This window comes from Rathayibacter sp. AY1F6, assembly GCF_002932035.1.
Taxonomy (GTDB): domain Bacteria; phylum Actinomycetota; class Actinomycetes; order Actinomycetales; family Microbacteriaceae; genus Rathayibacter.
Genome location: NZ_PSVD01000008.1, coordinates 77,518 through 99,365, shown reverse-complemented (window position 1 = coordinate 99,365; position 21,848 = coordinate 77,518). Strand labels below are relative to the sequence as shown.

Here is a 21,848-nt window from a genome sequence, read left to right as displayed (position 1 = left end):
TCCGAGCCCCGGAACGGTACGGTGGGAGACGGCGTGGTCACCCCGCGCACCACCATCCACGACTCTGGAGGATCATCCATGGCCCAGCACTTCGACGTCGTCGTCCTGGGGGCAGGCCCCGGCGGATACGTGGCCGCGATCCGCGCCGCCCAGCTCGGCAAGTCCGTCGCCGTCGTCGAGAAGCAGTACTGGGGCGGTGTCTGCCTCAACGTCGGCTGCATCCCGTCCAAGGCGCTGCTGCGCAACGCGGAGCTCGCCCACCTCTTCCACACCCAGGCGAAGCAGTTCGGCATCTCGGGCGACGTCTCGTTCGACTTCGGCGCGGCGTTCGACCGCAGCCGCTCGGTCGCGGACGGCCGCACCAAGGGCGTCCACTTCCTGATGAAGAAGAACAAGATCGCCGAGTTCGACGGCGTCGGCTCCTTCACCGGCCCGCAGGGCCTCGACGTGCAGCTGAGCAAGGGCGGCACGGAGTCGCTGACCTTCGACGACGCGATCATCGCGACCGGCGCGAGCGTCCGCCTCCTCCCCGGCGTCGAGCTCTCCGAGAACGTCGTCACCTACGAGACCCAGATCATGACCCGCGAGCTCCCCGACACGATGGCCATCGTGGGCGCGGGCGCGATCGGCATGGAGTTCGCCTACGTCCTCAAGAACTACGGCGTCGACGTGACGATCATCGAGTTCATGGACCGCGCCCTCCCCAACGAGGACCCGGACGTCTCCAAGGAGATCCAGAAGCAGTACAAGAAGCTCGGCGTCGAGATCCTGACCTCGACCAAGGTCGAGTCGGTCGTCGACAAGGACGGCTACGTCACGGTCACCTACACCGCGAAGGACGGCACGCAGTCGACCCTCGAGGTCGACAAGGTGCTCATGTCGATCGGCTGGGTCCCCCGCACCGAGGGCTTCGGCCTCGAGAAGACGGGTGTCGAGCTCACCGAGCGCGGCGCGATCGCGATCGACGACCACATGCGCACCAACGTGCCGCACATCTACGCCATCGGCGACGTCACCGCGAAGCTGCAGCTCGCGCACGTCGCGGAGGCGCAGGGCGTCGTCGCCGCTGAGACCCTCGCCGGTGCCGAGACCCAGACCCTGGGCGACTACCGGATGATGCCGCGCGCGACGTTCTGCCAGCCGCAGATCGCCTCCTTCGGCCTCACCGAGAAGCAGGCGACGGACGAGGGACACGAGATCACCGTCTCGACCTTCCCCTTCATGGCGAACGGCAAGGCCCACGGCCTCGGCGAGCCCACCGGCTTCGTGAAGCTCATCGCGAGCAAGAAGTACGGCGAGCTCCTCGGCGCCCACATGATCGGCCCGGACGTCTCGGAGCTGCTCCCCGAGCTCACGCTCGCCCAGAAGTGGGACCTCACCGCGACCGAGCTGGCCCGGAACGTGCACACCCACCCGACGCTGTCAGAGGCGCTGCAGGAGGGCTTCCACGGCCTCAAGGGGCACATGATCAACATGTAGGGCTCGTCCCTCCACGGCCTCCGGCCCGCAGGATCCCGCTCGGCTCGTCCGCGGCGGATCCTGCGGGCCGGAGCCGTTTCCGGGGGCGTCCACAGGGCTCCGGCGCCGCTCCCGCTACCGTGGCCCGATGGATCCGCGCCTGCTCGACCGCCTCGCCGCCGACGCCTGGCCCGCGCTCGTGCGGCGCCCCCTCGGCGCGTGGGAGCTGCGCGCCTCCGCAGGAGTCACCAAGCGCGCGAACTCGGTGCTCGCGTCCGGCGACGTCGTCGACCAGGAGGCGGCGCTCGACGCGGCGGAGGCGTTCGCCCGCGAGCACGGGATCGCGCCCCTCGTGCAGATCGGGCCGCCGAGCCCCGCCGGTCTGACCGGGCTGCTCGCCGAGCGGGGCGCCGCGCCGATCGACCGGACGCTCGTGCTGACGGGTTCGGTGCAGGAGGCGCTCGCCGCCCTGTCCGCGCCGTCGGTATCCGCGCCGCCGGTATCCGCGCCGCCGATATCCGCGCCGCGGCCTCGCGTCCGGCTCGCCCCGGCTCCCGACGAGGACTGGCTCGCCCTCTGGTGGTCGGTGGACGGTCGCGGTGGAGCGGAGGAGCGTGCGGTCGCCGAGCGCATCCTCGCGGGCTGCCCCTCCTCCTACGCTCTCGCCGTCGACGGGGACGGCCCGGCCGCGACCGGCCGCCTCGCGCTCGTCACGGCGCCGGACGGCGAGCTCTGGGGCGGCCTCTTCGCCCTGGCGACCCGCCCGGACGCCCGGCGCCGCGGGCTCGCCTCCGCCGTGGTCCGCGCCCTCCTCGAGGACGCGTCCGGCCGGGGCGTCGCGCGCTTCTGGCTCCAGGTGCTCGCCGAGAACGCCGGCGCCCGCCGCCTCTACGCGTCCCTCGGCTGCCGCGAGTCGTCCTGGTACGAGTACTGGCGCTGACCCGCTCGCGGAGGAGGAGCGGGGCGCCGCGGGTCAGGCGTTCGCGAGCACGGCGCGGGCGACGGCCTCGGCCGTCGCCGCGTCGCCGGTGACGGTCACGCGCCACCACACGTCGTCGGCGAGCGCGTCGATCTCGCAGACGCCCGCCGCGCAGCCGGTGAGGGCCTTCTCGCCGAAGCCGTCGAGCGGCTCGAGCGGGATCGCCAGGCCCGAGGTCAGCGAGAGGTTCCGCCAGCCGTCGTCGCCGTTCGGGAGCGCGTCGACCGTCACGCCCGAGTAGGCGGCGCTGGAGGCGTCGCTCCAGCTGCAGGAGGCGTACCCGGCCCGGGCGGCGGCAGCGGCCGACGCGGTGGTCGGCGTCCCGGTCCCCGTCCCCGCGGTCGCCTGCGCGAGACCGGCGGCACCGGACAGCTGCTCGGCCGTCAGGACCTCGGTGCAGACGGGCGCCGTCGCGGTGACCGGCTCGTCGAGGGTGCCGAGCGCGGCGGAGGCGGTGCCGGTCGCCAGCGCGGCGAGGTCGACGGCCGCGGGGGCGCCGCGCAGCTGCAGCGTCACCCAGGTGGCGCCGGCGAGCAGGTCCAGGTCGCAGCTGCCGTCGGTGCAGGAGCCGTAGGCCTCGACGGCGGTCTCGAGGCGCGGGCCCGGACGGCCGGCGAAGGCCTCGGCGGCGTCGTCGACCGCGGCCGCGGTGATCGAGGCGTCCTCGTCGTACCAGGCGCAGCGGAGCACTCCGCCGTTCTCCTCCGCGGCCTCGCGGATCAGCTCGCCCGAGGAGCGCGTCGTCACCTCGCGGCTGCCCTCGAGAGCGCTGCGGGAGACCCCCAGCGCCGAGGCCGCCCGCGTGGCGGGGAGGAGGGAGTCGCAGCCCAGGCGGGTCGAGGCCGTGGGCGTGGGCGAGGGCGTCGGAGTCGCGGAGGGAGTCGGAGCGGCGGTCTCGGACGCCGACGGGGTGGCCGCGACGTCCGAGCGTTCGGCCGACGTGCAGCCCGTCAGCGCGACGAGAACGGCGAGCGCGGCGCCGACCGTCGCCAGGCGCGGGAGGCGGGCCCTCACGCGGCCAGCTCGCGCTCGATCGCGGCCGTGAACGCGTCGATGTCGTCCTCCGTCGTGTCGAAGGAGCAGACCCAGCGGACCTCGCCGGTCGCCGGGTTCCAGTCGTAGAAGCGGTAGGCGGCGCGGAGCCGGTCCGCGACTCCGGGCGGCAGCGTCGCGAACACCGCGTTGGCCTGGGTCTGCTGCGTGAACTCGAGCCCGGTGATCCGGCCGGCGGCGATCGCCTCCTCGAGCCCCGAGCGCAGGCGCGCCGCCATGGCGTTCGCGTGCCGGGCCGAGCGGAGCCACAGGGGCTCCTCCTCGCCGCCGTCGCCGAGCAGGGCGAGCAGCTGCGCCGAGATGAAGCGCATCTTGGAGGACAGCTGCATGTTGGTCTTGCGGAGGAAGGTCAGCCCGGTCGAGGCCGCCGGGTCGAGCACGACGATCGCCTCGCCGAGCAGGATGCCGTTCTTGGTGCCGCCGAACGAGAGCACGTCGACGCCTGCGTCGGTCGTGAAGGAGCGCAGGGGCAGGCCGAGGGCGGCCGCGGCGTTCGCGATGCGCGCCCCGTCCATGTGCAGCCGCATGCCGAGGCCGTGCGCGTGGTCGGCGAGCGCGCGCACCTCCTCCGGGGTGTAGACGGTGCCGAGCTCGGAGGACTGGGTGATCGAGACCACGAGCGGCTGGGCGCGGTGCTCGTCGCCGAAGCCCCACGCCTCCTGGTCGACCAGCGCCGGGGTCAGCTTGCCGTCGGGCGTGGGGACCGTGAGGATCTTGATCCCGCCGACCTTTTCCGGCGCTCCGCCCTCGTCGGAGGTGATGTGCGCGGTGCCCGCCGAGACGACGGCGCCCCACCGCGGCAGCATCGACTGCAGGCCGGTGACGTTGGCGCCCGTGCCGTTGAAGACGGGGAAGGCCTGGGCCTGCTCGCCGAACTCGCGGCGGAACGCCTCCTGCAGGCGCTCGGTGTAGACGTCCTCGCCGTAGGCGATCTGGTGCGCTCCGTTGGCCGCGGCGATCGCGGCGAGGACCTCGTCGTGCACTCCGGAGTAGTTGTCGGAGGCGAAGCCGCGGACGTCGGGATCGTGCAGAGCGCTCATCCCTCCATCTTCGCAGCCCGCCGCCCGGAGGAGCCCCGGAGGCGCCCGCCGAGACACCCCTCCTGCCTCCCGCATGTTTCGGGCAGGTGAAAGGACGACGACCCGAAAGCCGATCTCCGTCAAGAAGTTGGTATCGGCTGGGAGGCAGGCCACTCTTGACGTATGCGCATGGACACGACGGGAGCTGTCCGCGACATGCCCGCCCCTCCCGGGGTGGACGAGATCGCGGCTCGCTTCGGCGATCCCGTCCTCGCGTTCGCGCCCCAGCCGAGGCTGGAGGAGTTCGCCGCGGCGCAGACGATGGCGCTCGGCCGCTTCGTCGAGATCTCGCTCTCGTACTCGTTCTACAAGAACCCGCGCAACCGCGCCGACCCCGTCAACCACGTCCCGCTGTCCCCCGAGCAGAAGCGCGCGATCGAGCGCGCCGAGAACGACCACCTGCCGCCGTGGATGGTCGACCAGGTGACGCGGATGCGGTACCCGGTGCTCTGGGAGGCGGTCCGCACCTCCGTGCCGATCCCCTCCGAGCGCAGCCGGCCCCTGGAGTCCCGCCTCGCGGCCCACATGGGCGACGTGCTCCGCAACACCTTCCCGGGCCGCGTGCGCAGCCGCCGCGGCGGGATGCCGGTGGTCGCCGCCGCCCTCCGCGACGAGGACGTCGTGCGGGGCGTCCCGGTGATCGTGGACGGGGAGGCGCTGCGCGGCTACCGCGTGGACACCGATCCGGACGTGGTCGCGATCGGCGCCCGCGTCGACGGCCGCTACATGACGGTCGTGCTCGACCGGAAGATCGTGCCGGAGATCCGGATGGAGTTCGTCCGCCGCACCCCGCCGCGCCCGGCCTCGAGCCAGTCCCGGCGCTGACCGCCCGGCCGACCGCTCAGGGGCGCCCCGGTACCGCGATCCCGTGCTCGTAGGCGAACACGACCGCCTGGATCCGGTCGCGCACGCCGAGCTTCATCAGGATCTTCGAGACGTGCGTCTTCACGGTCGCCTCGCCCACGAACAGCTCGGCCGCGATCTCGGCGTTCGACCAGCCCCGCGCCAGGTGCACGAGCACCTCCCGCTCGCGGTCCGTCAGGTCGGCCACTCCGGAGTGCTCGGCCGCGGCCGGCGTGTGCTCGGGCACGGACGCGAACCGCTCGATCACGCGCCGGGTGACGTCGGGGGCGAGCATCGCGTCGCCGCGGGCGACCACCTGCACGGCCTCGACCAGCTCCTCCGGCGACGCGTTCTTGAGCAGGAACCCGCTGGCGCCGGCCGAGAGCGCCTCGAAGAGGTAGTCGTCGCGGTCGAAGGTGGTGAGGATGAGCACCCGCGAGCACAGGCGCGGGTCGGCCACGATCTCGCGGGTCGCGGCCAGGCCGTCGAGCCCGGGCATCTGCACGTCCATGCAGATCACGTCGGGGCGCAGCTCGGAGGCGCGCTGCAGGGCCTCGAGACCGGTGCGGGCCTCGCCGACCACCTCGATCCCCGGCTCCGACTCGAGGATGATGCGGAAGCCCACGCGGACGAGCTCCTGGTCGTCGACGAGCAGCACGCGCACGTGCTCGGTCATGGGCGGCCCCCGCTCGCTCGCTCCTGACGCCCCCGCGACGTCTCCGACGACGGTACCGGGTCGTCGGCGTCCGGCACGCTCGCCCGGACGGGGGACAGCGGCACCCGGGCGTGCACGAGGTACCCTCCGCCCCTCGGCCCCATCTCGATCCAGCCGCCGACCGCGGCCGCGCGCTCGCTCATGCCGGTGTGCCCCAGTCCGCAGGAGGCGGGAGCGCTCGGGTGCGGGCCGGACCCGCCGTCGTCGGCGATCTCGAGCTCGACCGCGTCGGGGGCGTAGCGGAGGCGCACCTCGGCGTGCGCGCCGCGCCCCGCGTGCTTGCGGACGTTCGTGAGCGACTCCTGCGCGATGCGGTAGAGGCTGAGCCCCACCGTCGCGGGGATCTCGCGGGGCGTGCCGAGGGTGAGGAAGACGGTGGGCAGGCCCGATCCGCTGGACGCCGCGACCAGCTCCTCGAGCTGGGCCACCCCGCGGGTGGACGCGGCGTCGGTGAGCGGATTCGGGACCGCGTCCTCGGCGCGCAGCGCGACCAGGATGCGGTGCAGCTCCTCGATCGCCGAGCGCGCGTCGCCCTCGATGGCGCTGAGCGATGCTGCCGCCCGCTCCGGATCCCGCGCCAGCACCCGCCGCGCCGCTCCCGCCTGCACGCCCATCACGCTGACGTGGTGCGCGACCACGTCGTGCAGCTCGCGCGCGATCCGCAGCCGCTCGGAGGACACGGCCTGCCGCGAGGAGCGCTCCCGCTCGTCGTCGAGCTCGGCCGTGCGCGTCTCGAGCGCCTCCAGCCGGCGGGCCGACTGCCACGACGCCTCGCCGAAGACGTAGGCGCTGCCGAAGTAGAGCAGGTTCGAGACGACCGCGAGGGCCGACTCCGCCGCGTAGGGCGAGAGCAGGCCGGGGGAGTCGTCGACCGGCACGGAGCTGCCGAAGTACTCGCCCGTGGCGAGGGTGGTGAGCAGCCAGCCCAGCATCCCGACCGCGATCGCCACTCGGACGACGAGCGCCGTGCGCCGGTTCCGGCCCCACGCGCCGACCGTGTAGAGCGCGAGGAACAGGCAGATCTGGCCGAAGAGCGACTCCGGCACCTGGAGCACGATCCCGAGCGCGTAGACGACGGAGAGTCCGGCCGCCACGCTCGCGGGGAACCGGCGGCGCAGCGCGAGGGGAAGGGTCATCAGGACGGCCCAGTGGGCGCTGACGACGGGGTGCGCCGCGTCCGGGAATCCCGCCGAGGAGTACAGCGCGACGGAGACGACCGTCGCCACCAGCAGGATCCCCGCGGTGACCGCGTCGCGCACGTATCCGGCCCGGCTCGGCGCTCGCCGGATCCAGCCCGCATCGAGCGGGTCCGCGGCTCCGTCACCTGAGGGCATGCGCCCCACGCTAACCGACGCCGGTCGGACGGGGCCCCGGGAGGCGGAGGAGCGCACCCCGCCGCCTCCCGGGCGCGACGTCAGTCCCGGCCGGTGATGCCCCGGGTCGAGGCGATGACGTCGCCCATCTTCCTCCCGAGGGCCTCGTAGAACATCGACAGCGGGAACTCGTCGTCCAGCACCGCGTCGGTGAGGCCGCGCGGGGCGCCGAGCAGCACCTCGTCCGGGAGCCCGCGGGCCCAGGCGGAGGCGGGGTGCGGAGTGAGAGTGGCCGCGATCAGCTCGTGCGCGGCCAGCCAGTGCGCCGTCTTCGGCCGGTCGATCGAGCGCCAGTAGAGCTCGTCGATCGCGTCCGAGAGGGCGACGACCACGTCGGCGACGCCGTCCCACTCGAACGCCAGCCGGGTGTCGGTCCAGTGCAGGACGCCGTGCTGGTGCAGCCAGGCGAAGAGCAGCTGGCCGCCGAGGCCGTCGTAGTTGCGCACCCGCGACCCGGTGAGCGGGAAGCGGAAGAGCCGGTCGAACAGGATCGCGTACTGCACGAAGCGCGAGCGCTCGGCCAGCGCCTCCTCCTCGTCGTCGCGGCGGTCGAGCGCGCCGAGGCGGCGCTCGATGGCGACGGCCTCGCGGAAGGCGGTGAGGTCGCACCGCAGCTCCTCCAGCGAGTAGAGGAAGAAGGGCATCCGCTGCTTGATCATGAACGGGTCGAACGGCAGGTCGCCGCGCATGTGGGTGCGGTCGTGGATGAGGTCCCACATCACGAAGGACTCCTCCGCCAGGCGCTGGTCGGCCAGCAGGCGCTGCGCGTCCTCCGGGAGCTCGAGACGGGTGATCCGGGCCGCCTCCGTGACGACGCGGCGGAACCGGGCCGCCTCGCGGTCGGCGAAGATCGCGCCCCAGGTGAAGGACGGGACGGAGCGCATCGCGACCGTCTCGGGGAACAGCACGGCGCTGTCGGTGTCGTAGCCGGCGGTGAAGTCGACGAAGCGCACGGGCACGAAGAGGGCGTTGGAGTAGTCCCCCGCCTCCAGCTCGGCGACGAACCGCGGCCAGACGACCTCGACGAGGACGGCCTCGACGTGGCGGTCGCGGCTGCCGTTCTGGGTGTACATGGGGAAGACGACGAGGTGGCGGCGGCCGTCGACGCGCTCGAGCTGCGGCTGGAACGCGGTGAGCGAGTCGAGGAAGTCCGGCAGGCCGAGGCCGTCGGCGCTCCAGCGCTCGAGGTCGACGACCAGCGCGTCGAGGTACGCGGCGTCGTGCGGGAACGCGGGGGCGAGGGTGCGGACGCCGGCGACGATCCGCTCGACGAGGGTGCGCGCCTCCTCGAGCCTCTCGGGCCCGGCGAGCGAGCCGTCCTGGGACTGGAGCGGCTGCAGCGCGGCGGCGGCCGCCTTCAGGTCGAGCCAGGCGGCGGACTCCTCCACGCGGTCCTCGACGACCTCGGGTTCTCCGACGACGGTGCTCTGCACGGCTTGCGACATGGTGATCCTCCTCACGCTGGTGATACGGGGCTGCAGGAGCGGAACGCGCTCCGACTCCGAGCGTATGGGCTCGTGCGCGCGCTTTTCTTGCGTCTCAGCGGAGCGAAGCGGCGATCTCGCGGGGGCGGGCGCACGTCTCCGCCGCCCCTCGGAGGCCCCGCGGTCAGCGGCTGCCCAGGTGTTGTGCAGGTGCCACCCCCCGTCCGGGGCTAGATTCCTCACCGCTTCCGTTTCCCTCCCCTGATCGGGTCGAAAATGGGGCGACACCGTGTCCGCATCCCGAGTGCGGAGACATCCGATCGGACAGGCGCGCCGAACACCCTGGCGGCGCGCTCGATCGGCGAGCCATCCTGAGAGAGAGGATCGGAGCGCGTGACGGGACCCGAACCCGGAAGCGACCAGAGAACAGCCAGCATCGACCACCACCCCGAGAACCTCCGCCTGCTCCCCTGGCCGCAGGCGGACGCCTCCGTCCTGCGCGACACCCTCGCGCACGCGGGCGGCGGACTCGAGAGCGAGAGCGAGATCCTCGTGCGCCACGACCGCTACCTGCGCGGTTGGGCGGACGGCGACGCGTTCTTCTACGTGGTCGAGCTGGACGGACTCTCCGTCGGCTCCATCGGCTATTGGTACGGCTGCTCGCGCGGCGTCGTCGCCTACGAGGCGGCGTGGAGCATCGCTCCGCACGCCCGCGGCATCACCGCGGCCTCCGTGCGGATGCTGCTCGAGGAGGCGGCGGCGTTCCCCGTGCCCCGCTTCGTGCACGCCTTCGTGGCGGAGAGCGACCTGGACGCCGGCGCGACCTGCGTCGAGGCCGGCTTCGACCGGATCGACCTCGTCGAGCAGGGCGAGCCGCCGGAGCTCTACGTGGACTGGGCGTTCGACCTGGCCGCCGTGGCCTGATCAGATCCCGTGGCGCTCCAGCCACGGCCGCAGCACCGCGAGGAACTCCTCCGGGTGCTCGAGGCCGGGCAGGTGCGCCGCGTCCTCGAGCACGTGCAGCTCGGCACCGCTCACCTCGGCGGCGAGGTGCTCGCAGACCGGCAGCGACTCCGAGAGGTCGTGCGCGCCCGCCACGACGAGGGTCGGCACGGCGATCTCCCCGAGCCGCTCGCCCGCCGGCCCGGAGGGCTCGATCGGGCGGGGGGCCTCCTCCTCGTGGCCGACGCCCGTGAGCGCGAGCTCCCGGACCCGCGCGAGGAACTCCGGAGCGACGTCGTCCGCGGAGCGGTCGGGACCCACGGCCCAGAGCTCCGCCTCGACGATCGCCGCGGCCTCCCGCTCGCCCGCGAGCTCCAGCGCCTCGACCTCCCCGAAGCGCCGCTCCTCCTCCGCCGTCAGCGCGGGGTAGTCGAAGCCCGCCAGGCCCGGCGCGATCACGACCAGGCCGGTCACCCGCTCCGGATGCTCGAGCGCCAGGTCGAGCGCGAGCGTTCCGCCCCGCGAGCAGCCGACGACCACCGCGCGCTCGACGCCGAGGTGGTCGAGCACGTCCAGGGCGTCCCGGCGCGGGTCGTACTCCACGTCCTCCGTGCTCGTTCCGCCCGCGCCGCGGACGTCGTAGCGGACCACCAGCCGGTCGCGGGAGAGGTCGGGGACGAGCGGGTCCCACATCCGCAGGTCGGCGATGCCCGCGTGCACGAGCAGCAGGGCGGGCGCGGAGGCGTGGCCGTCCGCCTCCCAGTGGAGGCTCGCGCCGGGGACCTCGAGATGCGGCATGCCGCACACCGTAGGCGCGTCCCGCCGACGCTGCAACGCCCGGCCACTGCCTAGGGTGGAGGCGCGACAGCGGACGGGCCGCGGCGGGGAGGCGGCGGCGTGGAGGGCGTGCTCACCGGCTTCTCGATCATCGGGGTCGTCATCGCGGTCGGCTACCTGATCGCGCGGTTCCGGATCGTCCCGCCCGAGAGCCGGCTGATCCTGTCGCGGATCGCCTTCTTCGTCACGACGCCGGCGCTGCTGTTCACCGTGCTGTCGCGGGCCGACGTCTCCGTCCTCTTCTCCTCGTTCCTGCTCGTCTCGCTCCTGACGGTGCTGACCGTCGCCCTGCTCTACGTGCTGGCCTCGCGGCTGCTCTTCCCCCGCCCGCTGCCGGAGACGGTGATCGGGACCGCGGCCTCCTCCTACGTCAACGCCAACAACATCGGGCTGCCGGTCGCCATCTACGTGCTGGGCGATCCGCAGTGGGTGGCCCCGACGCTCCTCCTGCAGCTGATCGTCCTCGCGCCGACGATCCTGACGCTGCTCGACGTCTCGACGAGCGGGCGGACCTCGGTCGGCGCGATCCTCACGCAGCCGCTGCGGAACCCGATGATCATCGCCTCCGCCCTCGGCCTCGTCGTCGCACTCACCGGCGTCGAGCTGCCCGCGCCCGTGCTGCAGCCGTTCTCGATCATCGGCAACGCGTCGATCCCGCTGGTGCTGATCGCCTTCGGGATGTCGCTGCGCGGGCAGCGGCCGCTGGAGGCGGGGCCGGCGCGGGTCGAGGTGGTGGTCGCGTCCGTCCTCAAGTCGCTGGTGATGCCGGCGGTCGCGCTGCTGCTGGGGCGCTTCGCGTTCCACCTCGACTCCGAGCACCTCTTCGTGGTGACGGTGACCGCCGCGCTGCCGACCGCGCAGAACATCTTCACCTTCGCCTCGCGCTACGACCGGGGCGTCGCCGTCGCCCGCGACACGGCCCTCGTGACCACGGTCGCCGCGGTGCCCGTGCTCATCGGGGTGTCCCTCCTGCTGGGCTGAGCGGAGCAGCATTCCGCCTCCCGCTCGGTCCCGGCGGAGGCGCCTGACGGCCCGCGCATCCGCATCGCGTGTCCCTCGTCCTGGGACGGGGCCGGTGGCGCGGGCCCGGTCGCACTCCGCCGACCGTCGCTTAGGCTCTCTCGAATGAGCACCACCACGTCCGCCGACCGCTCCACCCGCGGCAGGCCGCGCCGCCGTCGCGGCCTCTGGATCACGCTGATCGTCCTCCTGGTCCTGCTGATCGGCGCCGTCGTCGCGGTGCTCCTCGGCGTGCGCACCTACGACAAGGCGATGACCGTCCGCGACAAGCTGACCGAGGCGATCCCGCTGGTGTCGCAGGTGACGGACAGGCTGACGACGTTCGACACCTCCGGAGCGGAGGAGACCGCGGGCCGGATCGCGACCCTCACCGGCGAGGCGCGCGACGAGACCGAGGACCCGGTGTGGCGGGTGATGGAGGTGGTGCCCGTCCTCGGGCCGAACCTGTCCGCGGTCCGCGCCGCGACCGAGATCGCCGACGACGTCTCCGGCCGGATCGTCACGCCGCTCTCCACGACCTCGCTCGACATCCTCAAGCCCGTCGACGGCAGGGTCGACCTCGCGGCGATCACCGAGCTCTCGCAGAAGATCACCGTCGCCAAGGAGGTCGTCGACGCGGCGCAGACCCGCGTCGAGGGCATCGACCGCGGTGCGCTGGTGCCGCAGGTCGCCTCCGCGCTCGACTCCTTCACTCCGCAGCTGGCCACCGCCACCGCGGCGATGGAGCAGGTCGAGCCGCTCACCGCGATCCTCCCCGACTCCCTCGGAGCCTCCGGCCCGCGCCACTACCTGGTGATGTTCCAGAACCTGGCGGAGTCGCAGGCTCTGGGCGGCGGCGCGTCGTCGGTGATGCAGCTCGACGTCGACGGCGGCGCGATCTCGATCGGCCGTCAGCTGGGCAGCGGCGACTTCCGCGGTCTGGCGCCCGTCACCGTCGACCAGAGCGCGCTCGACACCATCGGCGAGAACATGGCGACGACCTTCAACGTCTCGACCAGCCGCCCCGACTTCCCGACGGCCGCCTCGATCGCCTCACAGTTCTGGGCGCAGAAGTTCCCCGAGCAGAGGATCGACGGCGTCCTCGCGATCGACCCCGTCGCCCTCTCCTACCTCCTCGGCTCGACCGGGCCGGTGACCCTCACCGACGGCACGGTCCTCACGAGCGAGAACACCGTCTCGACCCTGCTCAACGAGGTCTACTTCCGCTACCCGGAGTCGGTCGTGGCCGAGCGCACCGACGAGTTCTTCTCGGAGGCGAGCGCGACGGTCCTGGGCAAGATCCTCGGCGGGGAGATGGAGCCGACGAAGATGCTCCCGGCGATCGTGAAGGCGGTCGACGAGAGCCGCATCCTCGCCTACAGCTCCGACGCCGACGAGCAGGCGCTCCTCGCGCCCACGCCGATCGCGGGGGTCCTGCCGCAGACGACGACCGACGGCACGACCACCGGAGTGTTCTTCCAGGACGCCTCGGGCGGCTCGAAGATGGACTACTACCTGAGCACGGCGGTCACGCAGTCGAGCGCGGGCCGGTGCGCCGCCTCCGGCGCGGTCTTCACCACCTCCGTCACCGTGACCAACACGATCTCGAAGGCGATCGCTCGGACGCTGCCCGGCTACGTCGCCGCGGCCGGCGGGCGCGGTGCGTACCCCCTGGGCGACTTCGTCACCAACATCTACGTCTACGGCCCTCCCGGGACCACGGTGTCGAGCGCGGCCTGGGCCGACGGCACGGGGTACGGACCCGAGAGCCTCGACGACCTCGGCCGTCCCGTCTCGAAGGTCGCCGTGCAGCTCTCGCCCGGCCAATCCGAGACGTTCGACGTGCAGTTCAGCGCCGGCGACGCCTCCGGCTTCGGCGACCAGGCCGTGCGGGTGACCCCGATGATCAACCCCACCGCGGTGACGCTGAACGACGAGCCCGCCTGCGGCTGACCTCGCCTTGACGCGCCCCCGGGTCGGTGCTGGACCAGCGCCGAGCACGCCGATCGCTGACGCGCCCCCCGGGTCGGTGCTGGACCAGCGCCGACCGCTCCGACCGCTGACGCGCCCCCCGGGTAAGTGCTAGACCAGCGCCGAACCGGGGATCGAGCTCGTCACGAGCGAGGAGGCGAGGAACGCGGTGGCGATGCAGAGCACGAACCCGATGACCGGCACGAGGAACGCGCGACGGCCCACGAGGTAGCGCACGACCGTCACGGCCACGGCGATCAGCGTCAGCGCGGGCGGCCCGATCAGCGCGATCGAGACGCCCCAGTCGATCCGGTCGAAGTCGCAGGCGAAGTTCTGGCCCTCGCACTGCGCGGGGAAGACCGAGAGGATCGCGGCGAGGTAGCCGAGCACGATCGTGAGCAGGCCGAGGGCGAGGCAGCCGAGGATCGAGAGCACGAGGTCCCAGCGGCGTCGGCGCGGCTTCCCGGCGGCGATGATCTCGCCCACCGAGCCATAGGCGTCGGACCGGAACTCGTCGTGCGCGGCTCCGGGGCGGGCGGTCGCGGGGCGGGCGGTCGCAGGGCGCGCCGTCGCGGGTCGGGCGGCGGGGCGGGAGGCGCCGGCCGAGGCGGCCTCGGCCCGCGCGCGCTTCTTCTTCGACGAGGCCATGGTCAGAAGATCATCGGGCGGTCGTCGTCGAGGGTCGTCTCGAGGTCGAGGTCGACCACCACCGGGACGTGGTCGCTCGGGGCGTCGCCCTTGCGCTCGTCGCGGTGGATCGAGGCGCCGGTGACGAGCTCGCCGAACGCGGGGGAGCCGAGCACGAAGTCGATCCGCAGCCCCTCGTTGCGCGGGAAGCGGAGCTGCTTGTAGTCCCAGTAGGTGTAGCCCTCGGGCACGAGGGGGCGGACGACGTCGCGCAGGCCCGCGTCCTCGAAGGCGGCGAAGGCGGCGCGCTCGGGGATCGAGACGTGCGTGGATCCGGGGCCGAGGCTCGGATCGCCCACGTCGCTGTCGAGCGGCGCGACGTTCCAGTCGCCGACCAGGGCGAGCGGCAGGTCGGGCTCGGCGGCCAGCCACTCGCGGGTGCTCGCCTCGAGGGCCGCGAGCCACTCGAGCTTGTAGAGGTAGTGCGGGTCGTCGACCGCGCGGCCGTTCGGAACGTAGAGGCTCCAGACGCGCACGCCGTCGACCGTCGCGCCGATCGCGCGGGCCTCGAGCGGGTAGGAGCCGTCGGCCGCCGCCTCCTTCGCGAAGCCGGGCATGCCCGGGAAGCCGACCTGCACGTCCTCCATCGGCAGGCGCGAGGCGATGCCGACGCCGTTCCACTGGCTGAGCCCGACCATCTCGACGTGGTACCCGGCGTCGGCGAAGGCCTCGTGCGGGAACTGCTCGGGCTTGCACTTGAGCTCCTGCATGGCGAGGACGTCCACGTCCTCGCGCACGAGCCAGTCGACGACGCGGCCGGTGCGGGCCCGGATGGAGTTCACGTTCCAGGTGGCGATGCGCATCCTGGAAGTGTAGGAGCCGCCGCCGACACGTCTCCTGCGCGTCCTCCGCGCGTCCCGGCGGCCGCGGGCCGGGGGAGTCATCCCCTCGGCGGATTGCGGAACCGGTGTCGGTGGTCGATGGTTGTCTAGCGCCGTCCCGACCGGCCGTTCGTGTCGTCCGGACGCCGCCGCCGCCCGCGCCGTGCGGGCCCGACGGGCTCCCCGGCGCTCCGCGCTCCCCAGCCCGGTCCACTCCCCTCCCGCTCCTGCTCCGCCCCTCCGGAGGACCCATGATCCTGCTCCGCCTCGCCTCCGCCTACGCGAAGCCCTACGCGCGCTGGGTGGCCGCCGTCGTCGTGCTGCAGCTCGTCGCGACGCTCGCCGCGCTCTACCTGCCGAGCCTCAACGCCGAGATCATCGACCAGGGCATCGGCCGCGGCGACACCGACTTCATCTGGGGCACCGGCATGACCATGCTCGGGGTCTGCGTCGTGCAGGTCGCCGCGGCGATCGGAGCCGTCTACTTCGGCGCCCGCACCGCCATGTCCGTCGGCCGCGACCTGCGCCGCGACGTCTACCGCCGCGTCGACTCGCTCAGCGGGCTCGAGGTCGGCGGCTTCGGCACGGCCACCCTGATCACCCGCGGCACGAACGACGTGCAGCAGGTGCAGATGCTCGTGCTGATGACCCTCAACTTCATGGTCTCCGCGCCGATCATGTGCGTCGGCGGCATCGTCTTCGCCCTGCGCGAGGACGCCGGCCTCTCCTGGCTGGTCTGGGTGTCGGTGCCGCTGCTGTTCGTCGTGGTCGGCTTCCTGGTGTTCCTGCTGCTGCCGCTGTTCCGCCTCATGCAGGACCGGATCGACGGGATCAACAGCGTGCTGCGCGAGCAGATCACGGGCATCCGCGTGGTGCGCGCCTTCGTGCGCGAGCCGTTCGAGTCCGAGCGGTACCGCAAGGCCAACGCGGCGATCACCGAGGTGTCGATCAAGGTCGGCAACATCTTCGTGCTGATGTTCCCCGCGATCATGATGATCCTGCACCTGGCCACCGCGGCCGTGCTGTGGTTCGGCGGGCAGCGGGTCGACGCAGGTCAGATGCAGGTGGGCTCGCTCACCGCGTTCCTGCAGTACCTCCTCCAGATCCTCACCGCCGTGATGATGGGCGTCTTCATGGTGATGATGATCCCGCGCGCGGTCGTCTGCGCCGAGCGGATCCAGCAGGTGCTCGACGCCCGCACCAGCCTCACCACGCCCGAGGGCGGAGTCCCGACGCCCGCGCGCGGCCGCGTCGAGTTCTCCGGGGTCGTCTTCGGCTACCCGGGCGCCGAGCGCCCCGTGCTCTCGGGCATCGACATCGTCGCGGAGCCGGGCCGCACCACGGCCGTCGTCGGCTCCACCGGCGCTGGCAAGACCACCCTGCTCGGCCTCGTGCCGCGCCTGTTCGACCCGCAGGAGGGCACCGTCACGATCGACGGCGTGCCCGTCTCCTCCCTCGACCGGGCGCAGCTCGCCGAGGTGATCGGGCTCGTGCCCCAGCGCCCCTACCTCTTCTCGGGGACGATCGCCTCGAACCTGCGCTTCGGCCGCCCCGACGCGACGGACGCCGAGCTGTGGGAGGCGCTGCGCATCGCCCAGGGCGAGGACTTCGTGCGGAGCAAGGAGCACGGGCTCGACGAGCCGGTCTCGCAGGGCGGCACCAACGTCTCCGGCGGGCAGCGCCAGCGGCTCTGCATCGCGCGCGCCCTCGTCGCGAAGCCGCGGGTCTACCTGTTCGACGACTCGTTCTCGGCGCTCGACGTCGCGACCGATGCGCGGCTGCGGGAGTCGCTGGCCGACGCCACCACCGACGCGACCGTGATCATCGTGGCCCAGCGGGTGTCGACCATCCGCCACGCCGACCAGATCGTCGTGCTCGACGCGGGCCGCGTCGTCGGCCGCGGCACGCACGACGAGCTCCTCGAGACGAACGCGACCTACCGCGAGATCGTCGAATCCCAGCTGAGCGTCGAAGGAGTGTCCTGAGATGGCGCGCACACGCGACACCACCGCCCCCGAGGAGACGACGTCCCCCGAGCCCGAGTTCGAGCCCGGCGAGGGCGACGGCGGCATGTTCGGGGACGGGCCGCCCGCCCGCAAGGCGCAGAACTTCTGGCCCTCGGCCAAGCGCCTCTTCTCGCTGCTCGGCCCCGAGCGCGCCCGGATGGTCCTCGTGGTCGCCCTGGTCTCGCTGTCGGTCGTCCTCACCGTCATCGCGCCCAAGATCCTCGGGCAGGCGATGGACACGATCTTCAACGGCGTGATCGGCTCGCAGCTCCCCGCCGGCGTCCCGCTCGAGCAGATCATCGAGCAGCAGCGCGCCTCGGGCAACGGCACCTTCGCCGACATGCTGGCCAAGACCGACATCGTGCCCGGCGCGGGCATCGACTTCGTGGTCCTCGGCCGCCTGATCATCATCGTGCTGCTGATGTACGTCGTCGCGTCGGTGCTCATGTGGGCGCAGGGCTACATCCTCAACGGCCTCGTGATGCGGGTGGTCTTCGACCTCCGCCAGGACATCGAGGCCAAGCTCAACCGCCTCCCGTTGCGCTTCTTCGACACCCGGCAGCGCGGCGACGTGATGTCGCGCGTCACGAACGACGTCGACAACATCCAGACGGCGCTGCAGCAGGCCTTCTCGCAGCTGGTGCAGTCGGTGCTCACCATCATCGGCATCGCCGCGATGATGTTCATCGTCTCGTGGCAGCTCGCGCTGATCGCGCTGATCTCGATCCCGCTCTCGGGCGTGATCGCGGGCGTGATCGGCGCCCGCTCCCAGAAGCTCTTCGCCGCCCAGTGGAAGAACACGGGCGCGCTCAACGGCCACATCGAGGAGACCTTCTCCGGGCTCGAGATCGTCCGCGCCTTCGGCCGCGACCGCGAGATGCTCGAGGAGTTCGACCGCCGCAACGACAGCCTCTACACCGCCTCGTTCGGCGCCCAGTTCGTCTCGGGCATGATCATGCCCGCGATGACCTTCGTCTCCTACCTCTCCTACGTGCTCATCGCCGTGGTCGGCGGCCTGCGGGTCGCCTCCGGTCAGCTGACGCTCGGCGACGCGACCGCGTTCATCCAGTACTCGCGCGAGTTCACCCAGCCGGTGACCCAGCTGGCGAGCATGGCGAACATGCTGCAGTCCGGCGTCGCCTCGGCCGAGCGCACGTTCGAGCTGCTCGACGCCGAGGAGCAGGAGCCGGAGACGGCGACCGCGTCGCTCCCGCAGCGCACCGACGGCCACGTGGAGTTCGAGGGCGTCTCGTTCTCGTACGACCCGGAGCAGCCGCTGATCGAGGACCTGACCTTCTCGGCGCAGCCCGGGCAGACGGTCGCCATCGTCGGTCCGACCGGCGCCGGCAAGACCACGCTGGTCAACCTGGTCATGCGCTTCTACGAGCTCACCGGAGGGCGCATCCTGCTCGACGGCGTCGACATCACGAGCCTCGCGCGCGGCGATCTGCGCTCGCGCGTGGGCATGGTGCTGCAGGACGCGTGGCTCTTCCAGGGCACCATCCGCGAGAACATCCGCTACGGGCGCCTGGACGCGACCGACGAGGAGATCGTCGACGCGGCGAAGGCCACCATGGTCGACCGCTTCGTGCGCCAGCTGCCCGACGGCTACGACACGGTGCTGGGCGCCGACGGCGGCAGCGTCTCGGCGGGCGAGAGGCAGCTGATCACGATCGCGCGCGCGTTCCTCGCGAACCCGTCGCTGCTGATCCTCGACGAGGCCACCTCCTCGGTCGACACCCGCACGGAGCTGCTCGTGCAGCACGCGATGAACGCGCTGCGCACCGACCGGACCTCGTTCGTCATCGCGCACCGGCTCTCCACGATCCGCGACGCCGACACCATCCTGGTGATGGAGTCGGGCCGGATCGTCGAGCAGGGCGCGCACGAGGCGCTGCTAAAGCAGCGCGGCGCCTACTACGAGCTGTACATGACCCAGTTCCGCGGAGGAGGGGACGAGGCGGGCGAGCACGCCGCAGCGGGCGCGCTCCCGAGCGGGGGAGGGGTCGCCCCGTAGAGTAGGCGCGTGACCGACGCACGCCAGCAGCTCATCGAGTACATCGGCTCCGACGCCGTCTTCCACGGGGACTTCACCCTCACGAGCGGCAAGAAGGCGTCGTACTACGTCGACCTGCGCCGCGTGAGCCTCGACCACCGCGTCGCGCCGCTGATCGGGCAGGTCATGCTCGACCTCATCGCGCCCATCGAGCGCGTCGACGCCGTCGGCGGCCTCACCATGGGAGCCGACCCGATCGCCGCCGCGATCCTCCATCAGGGCGCCGCCCGCGGTCTCGCCTACGACGCGTTCGTCGTGCGCAAGGAGCCCAAGGACCACGGCCGCGGCCGGCAGGTCGAGGGCCCCGACCTCGAGGGCAAGCGCGTCGTCGTCGTCGAGGACACGTCCACCACCGGCGGCTCGCCGCTGAAGGCGATCGAGGCCCTGCTGAAGGTCGGCGCCGAGATCGCAGGAGTCGCCGTCGTCGTCGACCGCGCGACCGGTGCCCGCGAGATCATCGAGGACGCCGGCTACCCGTACTTCGCCGCGATCGGTCTGGCCGACCTCGGCCTGAGCTGATGGTCGACGAGGGGGGACGCGGCGGGGGCCCGGGAGGCGGCGAGCACCCGGAGCCGGAGGGCCGCGGGTCCGAGGGCCGCGAGCCGGAGGGCCGCGAGCCCGAGCTTGCCGGATCGGAGACCTCCGAGCCGGAGCGTGCCGAGCCGGAGCGACCCGAGCCGGAGCGTCCCGTCGGCAGCAGCGAGTGGCTGCTCCAGCAGCTCAGCGGCGGCCGCCTGAAGAGCATCTTCGACTCGCCCCGCCCCGTCCCTCCCGTGGAGGAGTCGCGCGCGGAGCGGACGTCCGGTCCTGCTGAGTCCGCAGCCGACGAGGCCCACGCGTCAGCGGAGGAGCGGAGCGTTGCGAGCGAGTCGGCCTCCTCCGCCGACGCGGCCGGACCGTCTTCGAGCGACCGCGACTCCGACACTGCGCCGCGCCGTGCCCCTGCCGCTCCGGTCGGCCTGTGGCCGGGGGAGCCCGTGCTGAGCGCGACGCCCGCCGCCGAGGAGGCCGACGGCGACCTCCCGAAACCCGCGGACGACTCCGCTCAGGTGGAGGAGCAGGACGCCGACGCCGACCGCGGAACGGTCGTGGAGCCGGAGCGCTCCTCCGACCGCGACGGCGTCTCCGCCGAGGGACGGAGCTCTCCGGGCGACGACACGGGAGTCTCCGACACGGGAGCCCGCGCCATGGGAGTGCACGAGGCGGGTGCCCGCGAGGCAAGTGCCCGCGAGACGGGTGTCCGCGAGGCGGGTGCCGGTGGGACGACTGCCCGCGACACGAGTGCCTCCGACGCGGACGTGTCCGACGAGGACGCCTTCGACGCGTTCTTCGCTCCCCTCCTCGACGACGATGCCGACGGCTCCGGCTCCGGCTCCGACGCCTCCGCCGATGCCGGCCGCACCGAGGTGCACCGCCGCGGAGCGGACTCCGTGCGCCCGGTCCTGCCGCACACCGACCCTCCCGCCGACCTGCCGACCGCCCCCGCCGGACTGCGCAGCGCCCACCGGCCGGACGACGAGCCCGATGCCGGATCCTCGACCGACGTCGACCCGGCGGACCGCTCCGGCGCCCTCTACCCCGCTGACGGACGCCCGGTCGGCGCGACCCCGCCGACTCCGCGCGAGCCGACTCCGCCCGCCGTCTACGAGTGGCCCGACCCGCGCGGGGACTGGGACCAGCCGCCCGTGTGGGAGCAGGTCGTCGCTCCGCATGACGAGCCCGACGAGGACGGCGGCGACGAGGAGCTGTGGCGCGAGACCGCCGGCGCCTACTCGTGGAACCTCGAGCCGGCCGCCGAGCCCGCCGACCGCGCCGAGCCCGCGCCCTTCCGCACCGCTCCCGCGGCCGCCCACGTCAACGCCGCTCCGCCGCGGAAGCGCCGCTCCGCCCGGTCCCGACCCGAGAGCCGCGAGCGCGACTCGGCGCCCGCCGCAGCGCCCGCGTGGCGCACGCTCAGCCGACGCCGGCTCCTGATCGGCCTGATCGCGGCGGGTGCGGTGATCCTCCTCGCCGGGCTCTTCGCGATCGGCATCGCCGTCGGGAGCGCCGGCGGCCGAGCAGAGCCGCAGGCCGTCCCGGTCGTCAGCGAGACGCCCACGGCGGAGCCGACCCCCTCGCCCACGCCGACCGCGACCCTCCCGACCGTCGGACCGCTGCCCGTCGGCACCTGGGCCTGGAGCGCGCTCCTCGGCGGCGAGTGCGTCGAGCCCTTCGACTCCGTCTGGGCGGAGGAGTTCACCGTCGTGGACTGCGCGGGGGCCCACTCCGCCCAGCTCGTCTCCACCGCGGAGCTGACCGACGCGGTGTTCCCCGGCCAGGACGCCCTGGCCGTCACCGTCTCCTCGCTCTGCCAGGCGCAGGGCGTCGTGGACGTCGCCGCGGCCGAGACCTACGGCGACGTGCAGGTCGCCGGTGCGTTCCCCGTCACCCAGGAGCAGTGGGACGCGGGCGAGCGCAGCTACTACTGCTTCGTCGACCGGGCGGGCGGCGGCGAGCTGACCGGCTCCCTCGCCGGCACCCCCGCGGCCTGACGCGCGCCGTCGCTCGGGCCTCGGAGGACGCCGTTGGGCTCCGGCCCGGTGCACCCGGCCGAGCCGCGGAGCGC

General features: G+C 73.0%; 18 protein-coding genes. 10 read left to right on the top strand and 8 right to left on the bottom strand.

All coding sequences use genetic code 11. The features are described 5' to 3' along the window. The first annotated feature begins 78 nt into the window (after window positions 1-78). Entirely contained in the window at window positions 79-1,479 is a 1,401-nt protein-coding gene (gene lpdA, locus C5C44_RS09185; protein WP_104222818.1) for a dihydrolipoyl dehydrogenase, read from the top strand. Window positions 1,480-1,606: 127 nt separating this feature from the next. Then, window positions 1,607-2,398: a GNAT family N-acetyltransferase gene (locus tag C5C44_RS09180; protein ID WP_104335730.1), complete on the top strand. Its 792-nt coding sequence runs from the start codon at window positions 1,607-1,609 to the stop codon at window positions 2,396-2,398. Window positions 2,399-2,431: 33 nt separating this feature from the next. On the opposite strand, the gene C5C44_RS17015 is transcribed toward C5C44_RS09180, so the two are convergent. Further along, window positions 2,432-3,451, bottom strand: coding sequence for a hypothetical protein (locus C5C44_RS17015; RefSeq protein WP_181132777.1), 1,020 nt, complete (start codon window positions 3,449-3,451; stop codon window positions 2,432-2,434). After that, a complete protein-coding gene (locus tag C5C44_RS09170) occupies window positions 3,448-4,530 on the bottom strand; it encodes a low specificity L-threonine aldolase (RefSeq protein ID WP_104222816.1) in 1,083 nt (360 codons plus the stop codon). Before C5C44_RS09170 ends, C5C44_RS17015 begins: the two co-directional genes overlap by 4 nt. A 168-nt stretch (window positions 4,531-4,698) precedes the next feature. Here C5C44_RS09170 and C5C44_RS09165 point away from each other — a divergent pair, with 168 nt between their 5' ends. Next, on the top strand, window positions 4,699-5,394 hold the full coding sequence (locus C5C44_RS09165) for a hypothetical protein (RefSeq protein WP_104335729.1): 696 nt from the start codon (window positions 4,699-4,701) through the stop codon (window positions 5,392-5,394). Window positions 5,395-5,410: 16 nt separating this feature from the next. Here C5C44_RS09165 and C5C44_RS09160 read toward each other — a convergent pair whose 3' ends face one another. The 3 genes from C5C44_RS09160 to C5C44_RS09150 all read right to left on the bottom strand — a co-directional run bounded on the left by C5C44_RS09160 (window position 5,411) and on the right by C5C44_RS09150 (window position 8,945). Further along, complete coding sequence (locus C5C44_RS09160; protein WP_104250690.1) at window positions 5,411-6,088, bottom strand: response regulator transcription factor; 678 nt, start codon at window positions 6,086-6,088, stop codon at window positions 5,411-5,413. Next, entirely contained in the window at window positions 6,085-7,461 is a 1,377-nt protein-coding gene (locus C5C44_RS09155) for a sensor histidine kinase (RefSeq protein WP_104234378.1), read from the bottom strand. Before C5C44_RS09155 ends, C5C44_RS09160 begins: the two co-directional genes overlap by 4 nt. A gap of 80 nt (window positions 7,462-7,541) precedes the next feature. Further along, window positions 7,542-8,945 (bottom strand): DUF6421 family protein, encoded by a 1,404-nt coding sequence (locus C5C44_RS09150; protein WP_104335728.1) that lies wholly within the window; start codon window positions 8,943-8,945, stop codon window positions 7,542-7,544. Window positions 8,946-9,317: 372 nt separating this feature from the next. Between C5C44_RS09150 and C5C44_RS09145 the strand changes: the two genes are divergently transcribed. Then, on the top strand, window positions 9,318-9,848 hold the full coding sequence (locus C5C44_RS09145; RefSeq protein ID WP_104222811.1) for a hypothetical protein: 531 nt from the start codon (window positions 9,318-9,320) through the stop codon (window positions 9,846-9,848). On the opposite strand, the gene C5C44_RS09140 is transcribed toward C5C44_RS09145, so the two are convergent. Next, a complete protein-coding gene (locus C5C44_RS09140; protein ID WP_104258172.1) occupies window positions 9,849-10,664 on the bottom strand; it encodes an alpha/beta fold hydrolase in 816 nt (271 codons plus the stop codon). A gap of 99 nt (window positions 10,665-10,763) precedes the next feature. On the opposite strand from C5C44_RS09140, the gene C5C44_RS09135 reads away from it, so the two are divergent. Together C5C44_RS09135 and C5C44_RS09130 are read left to right on the top strand one after the other, a co-directional pair. Then, window positions 10,764-11,684: an AEC family transporter gene (locus C5C44_RS09135; RefSeq protein WP_104222809.1), complete on the top strand. Its 921-nt coding sequence runs from the start codon at window positions 10,764-10,766 to the stop codon at window positions 11,682-11,684. Between the two features lie 144 nt (window positions 11,685-11,828). After that, window positions 11,829-13,655 carry a DUF4012 domain-containing protein gene (locus tag C5C44_RS09130; protein WP_104335727.1) on the top strand — a complete coding sequence of 609 codons (1,827 nt, stop codon included), beginning with the start codon at window positions 11,829-11,831 and terminating at the stop codon, window positions 13,653-13,655. A gap of 129 nt (window positions 13,656-13,784) precedes the next feature. Here the strand turns inward: C5C44_RS09130 and C5C44_RS09125 are convergent, their stop codons facing one another. Then, window positions 13,785-14,321, bottom strand: a complete 537-nt coding sequence (locus C5C44_RS09125) for a hypothetical protein (RefSeq protein WP_104335726.1) — start codon at window positions 14,319-14,321, stop codon at window positions 13,785-13,787. 2 nt (window positions 14,322-14,323) lie between these two features. After that, complete coding sequence (locus C5C44_RS09120) at window positions 14,324-15,163, bottom strand: exodeoxyribonuclease III (protein WP_104269033.1); 840 nt, start codon at window positions 15,161-15,163, stop codon at window positions 14,324-14,326. A 269-nt stretch (window positions 15,164-15,432) separates the two neighbouring features. On the opposite strand from C5C44_RS09120, the gene C5C44_RS09115 reads away from it, so the two are divergent. The 4 genes from C5C44_RS09115 to C5C44_RS09100 are packed head-to-tail and all read left to right on the top strand — an operon-like array spanning window position 15,433 to window position 21,774. Then, window positions 15,433-17,166 carry an ABC transporter ATP-binding protein gene (locus C5C44_RS09115; RefSeq protein WP_104239193.1) on the top strand — a complete coding sequence of 578 codons (1,734 nt, stop codon included), beginning with the start codon at window positions 15,433-15,435 and terminating at the stop codon, window positions 17,164-17,166. Between the two features lies 1 nt (window position 17,167). Beyond that, complete coding sequence (locus C5C44_RS09110) at window positions 17,168-19,204, top strand: ABC transporter ATP-binding protein (protein ID WP_104335725.1); 2,037 nt, start codon at window positions 17,168-17,170, stop codon at window positions 19,202-19,204. Between the two features lie 9 nt (window positions 19,205-19,213). Further along, the gene (gene pyrE / locus C5C44_RS09105; protein WP_104222804.1) at window positions 19,214-19,762 is read left to right on the top strand and encodes an orotate phosphoribosyltransferase; all 549 of its coding nucleotides are present in this window, start codon (window positions 19,214-19,216) and stop codon (window positions 19,760-19,762) included. Beyond that, window positions 19,762-21,774: a hypothetical protein gene (locus tag C5C44_RS09100; RefSeq protein ID WP_104335724.1), complete on the top strand. Its 2,013-nt coding sequence runs from the start codon at window positions 19,762-19,764 to the stop codon at window positions 21,772-21,774. The genes pyrE and C5C44_RS09100 overlap by 1 nt, the downstream gene beginning before the upstream one ends. Window positions 21,775-21,848 lie beyond the last annotated feature (74 nt).

Excerpts from the sequence above, each read along its gene's own strand:
- lpdA (WP_104222818.1), top strand. The coding sequence starts at position 79 with ATGGCCCAGCACTTCGACGTCGTCGTCCTGGGGGCAGGCCCCGGCGGA.
- C5C44_RS09180 (WP_104335730.1), top strand. The coding sequence starts at position 1,607 with ATGGATCCGCGCCTGCTCGACCGCCTCGCCGCCGACGCCTGGCCCGCG.
- C5C44_RS09170 (WP_104222816.1), bottom strand. The coding sequence starts at position 4,530 with ATGAGCGCTCTGCACGATCCCGACGTCCGCGGCTTCGCCTCCGACAAC.
- C5C44_RS09165 (WP_104335729.1), top strand. The coding sequence starts at position 4,699 with ATGGACACGACGGGAGCTGTCCGCGACATGCCCGCCCCTCCCGGGGTG.
- C5C44_RS09160 (WP_104250690.1), bottom strand. The coding sequence starts at position 6,088 with ATGACCGAGCACGTGCGCGTGCTGCTCGTCGACGACCAGGAGCTCGTC.
- C5C44_RS09155 (WP_104234378.1), bottom strand. The coding sequence starts at position 7,461 with ATGCCCTCAGGTGACGGAGCCGCGGACCCGCTCGATGCGGGCTGGATC.
- C5C44_RS09150 (WP_104335728.1), bottom strand. The coding sequence starts at position 8,945 with ATGTCGCAAGCCGTGCAGAGCACCGTCGTCGGAGAACCCGAGGTCGTC.
- C5C44_RS09140 (WP_104258172.1), bottom strand. The coding sequence starts at position 10,664 with ATGCCGCATCTCGAGGTCCCCGGCGCGAGCCTCCACTGGGAGGCGGAC.
- C5C44_RS09130 (WP_104335727.1), top strand. The coding sequence starts at position 11,829 with ATGAGCACCACCACGTCCGCCGACCGCTCCACCCGCGGCAGGCCGCGC.
- C5C44_RS09125 (WP_104335726.1), bottom strand. The coding sequence starts at position 14,321 with ATGGCCTCGTCGAAGAAGAAGCGCGCGCGGGCCGAGGCCGCCTCGGCC.
- C5C44_RS09120 (WP_104269033.1), bottom strand. The coding sequence starts at position 15,163 with ATGCGCATCGCCACCTGGAACGTGAACTCCATCCGGGCCCGCACCGGC.
- C5C44_RS09115 (WP_104239193.1), top strand. The coding sequence starts at position 15,433 with ATGATCCTGCTCCGCCTCGCCTCCGCCTACGCGAAGCCCTACGCGCGC.
- C5C44_RS09110 (WP_104335725.1), top strand. The coding sequence starts at position 17,168 with ATGGCGCGCACACGCGACACCACCGCCCCCGAGGAGACGACGTCCCCC.
- C5C44_RS09100 (WP_104335724.1), top strand. The coding sequence starts at position 19,762 with ATGGTCGACGAGGGGGGACGCGGCGGGGGCCCGGGAGGCGGCGAGCAC.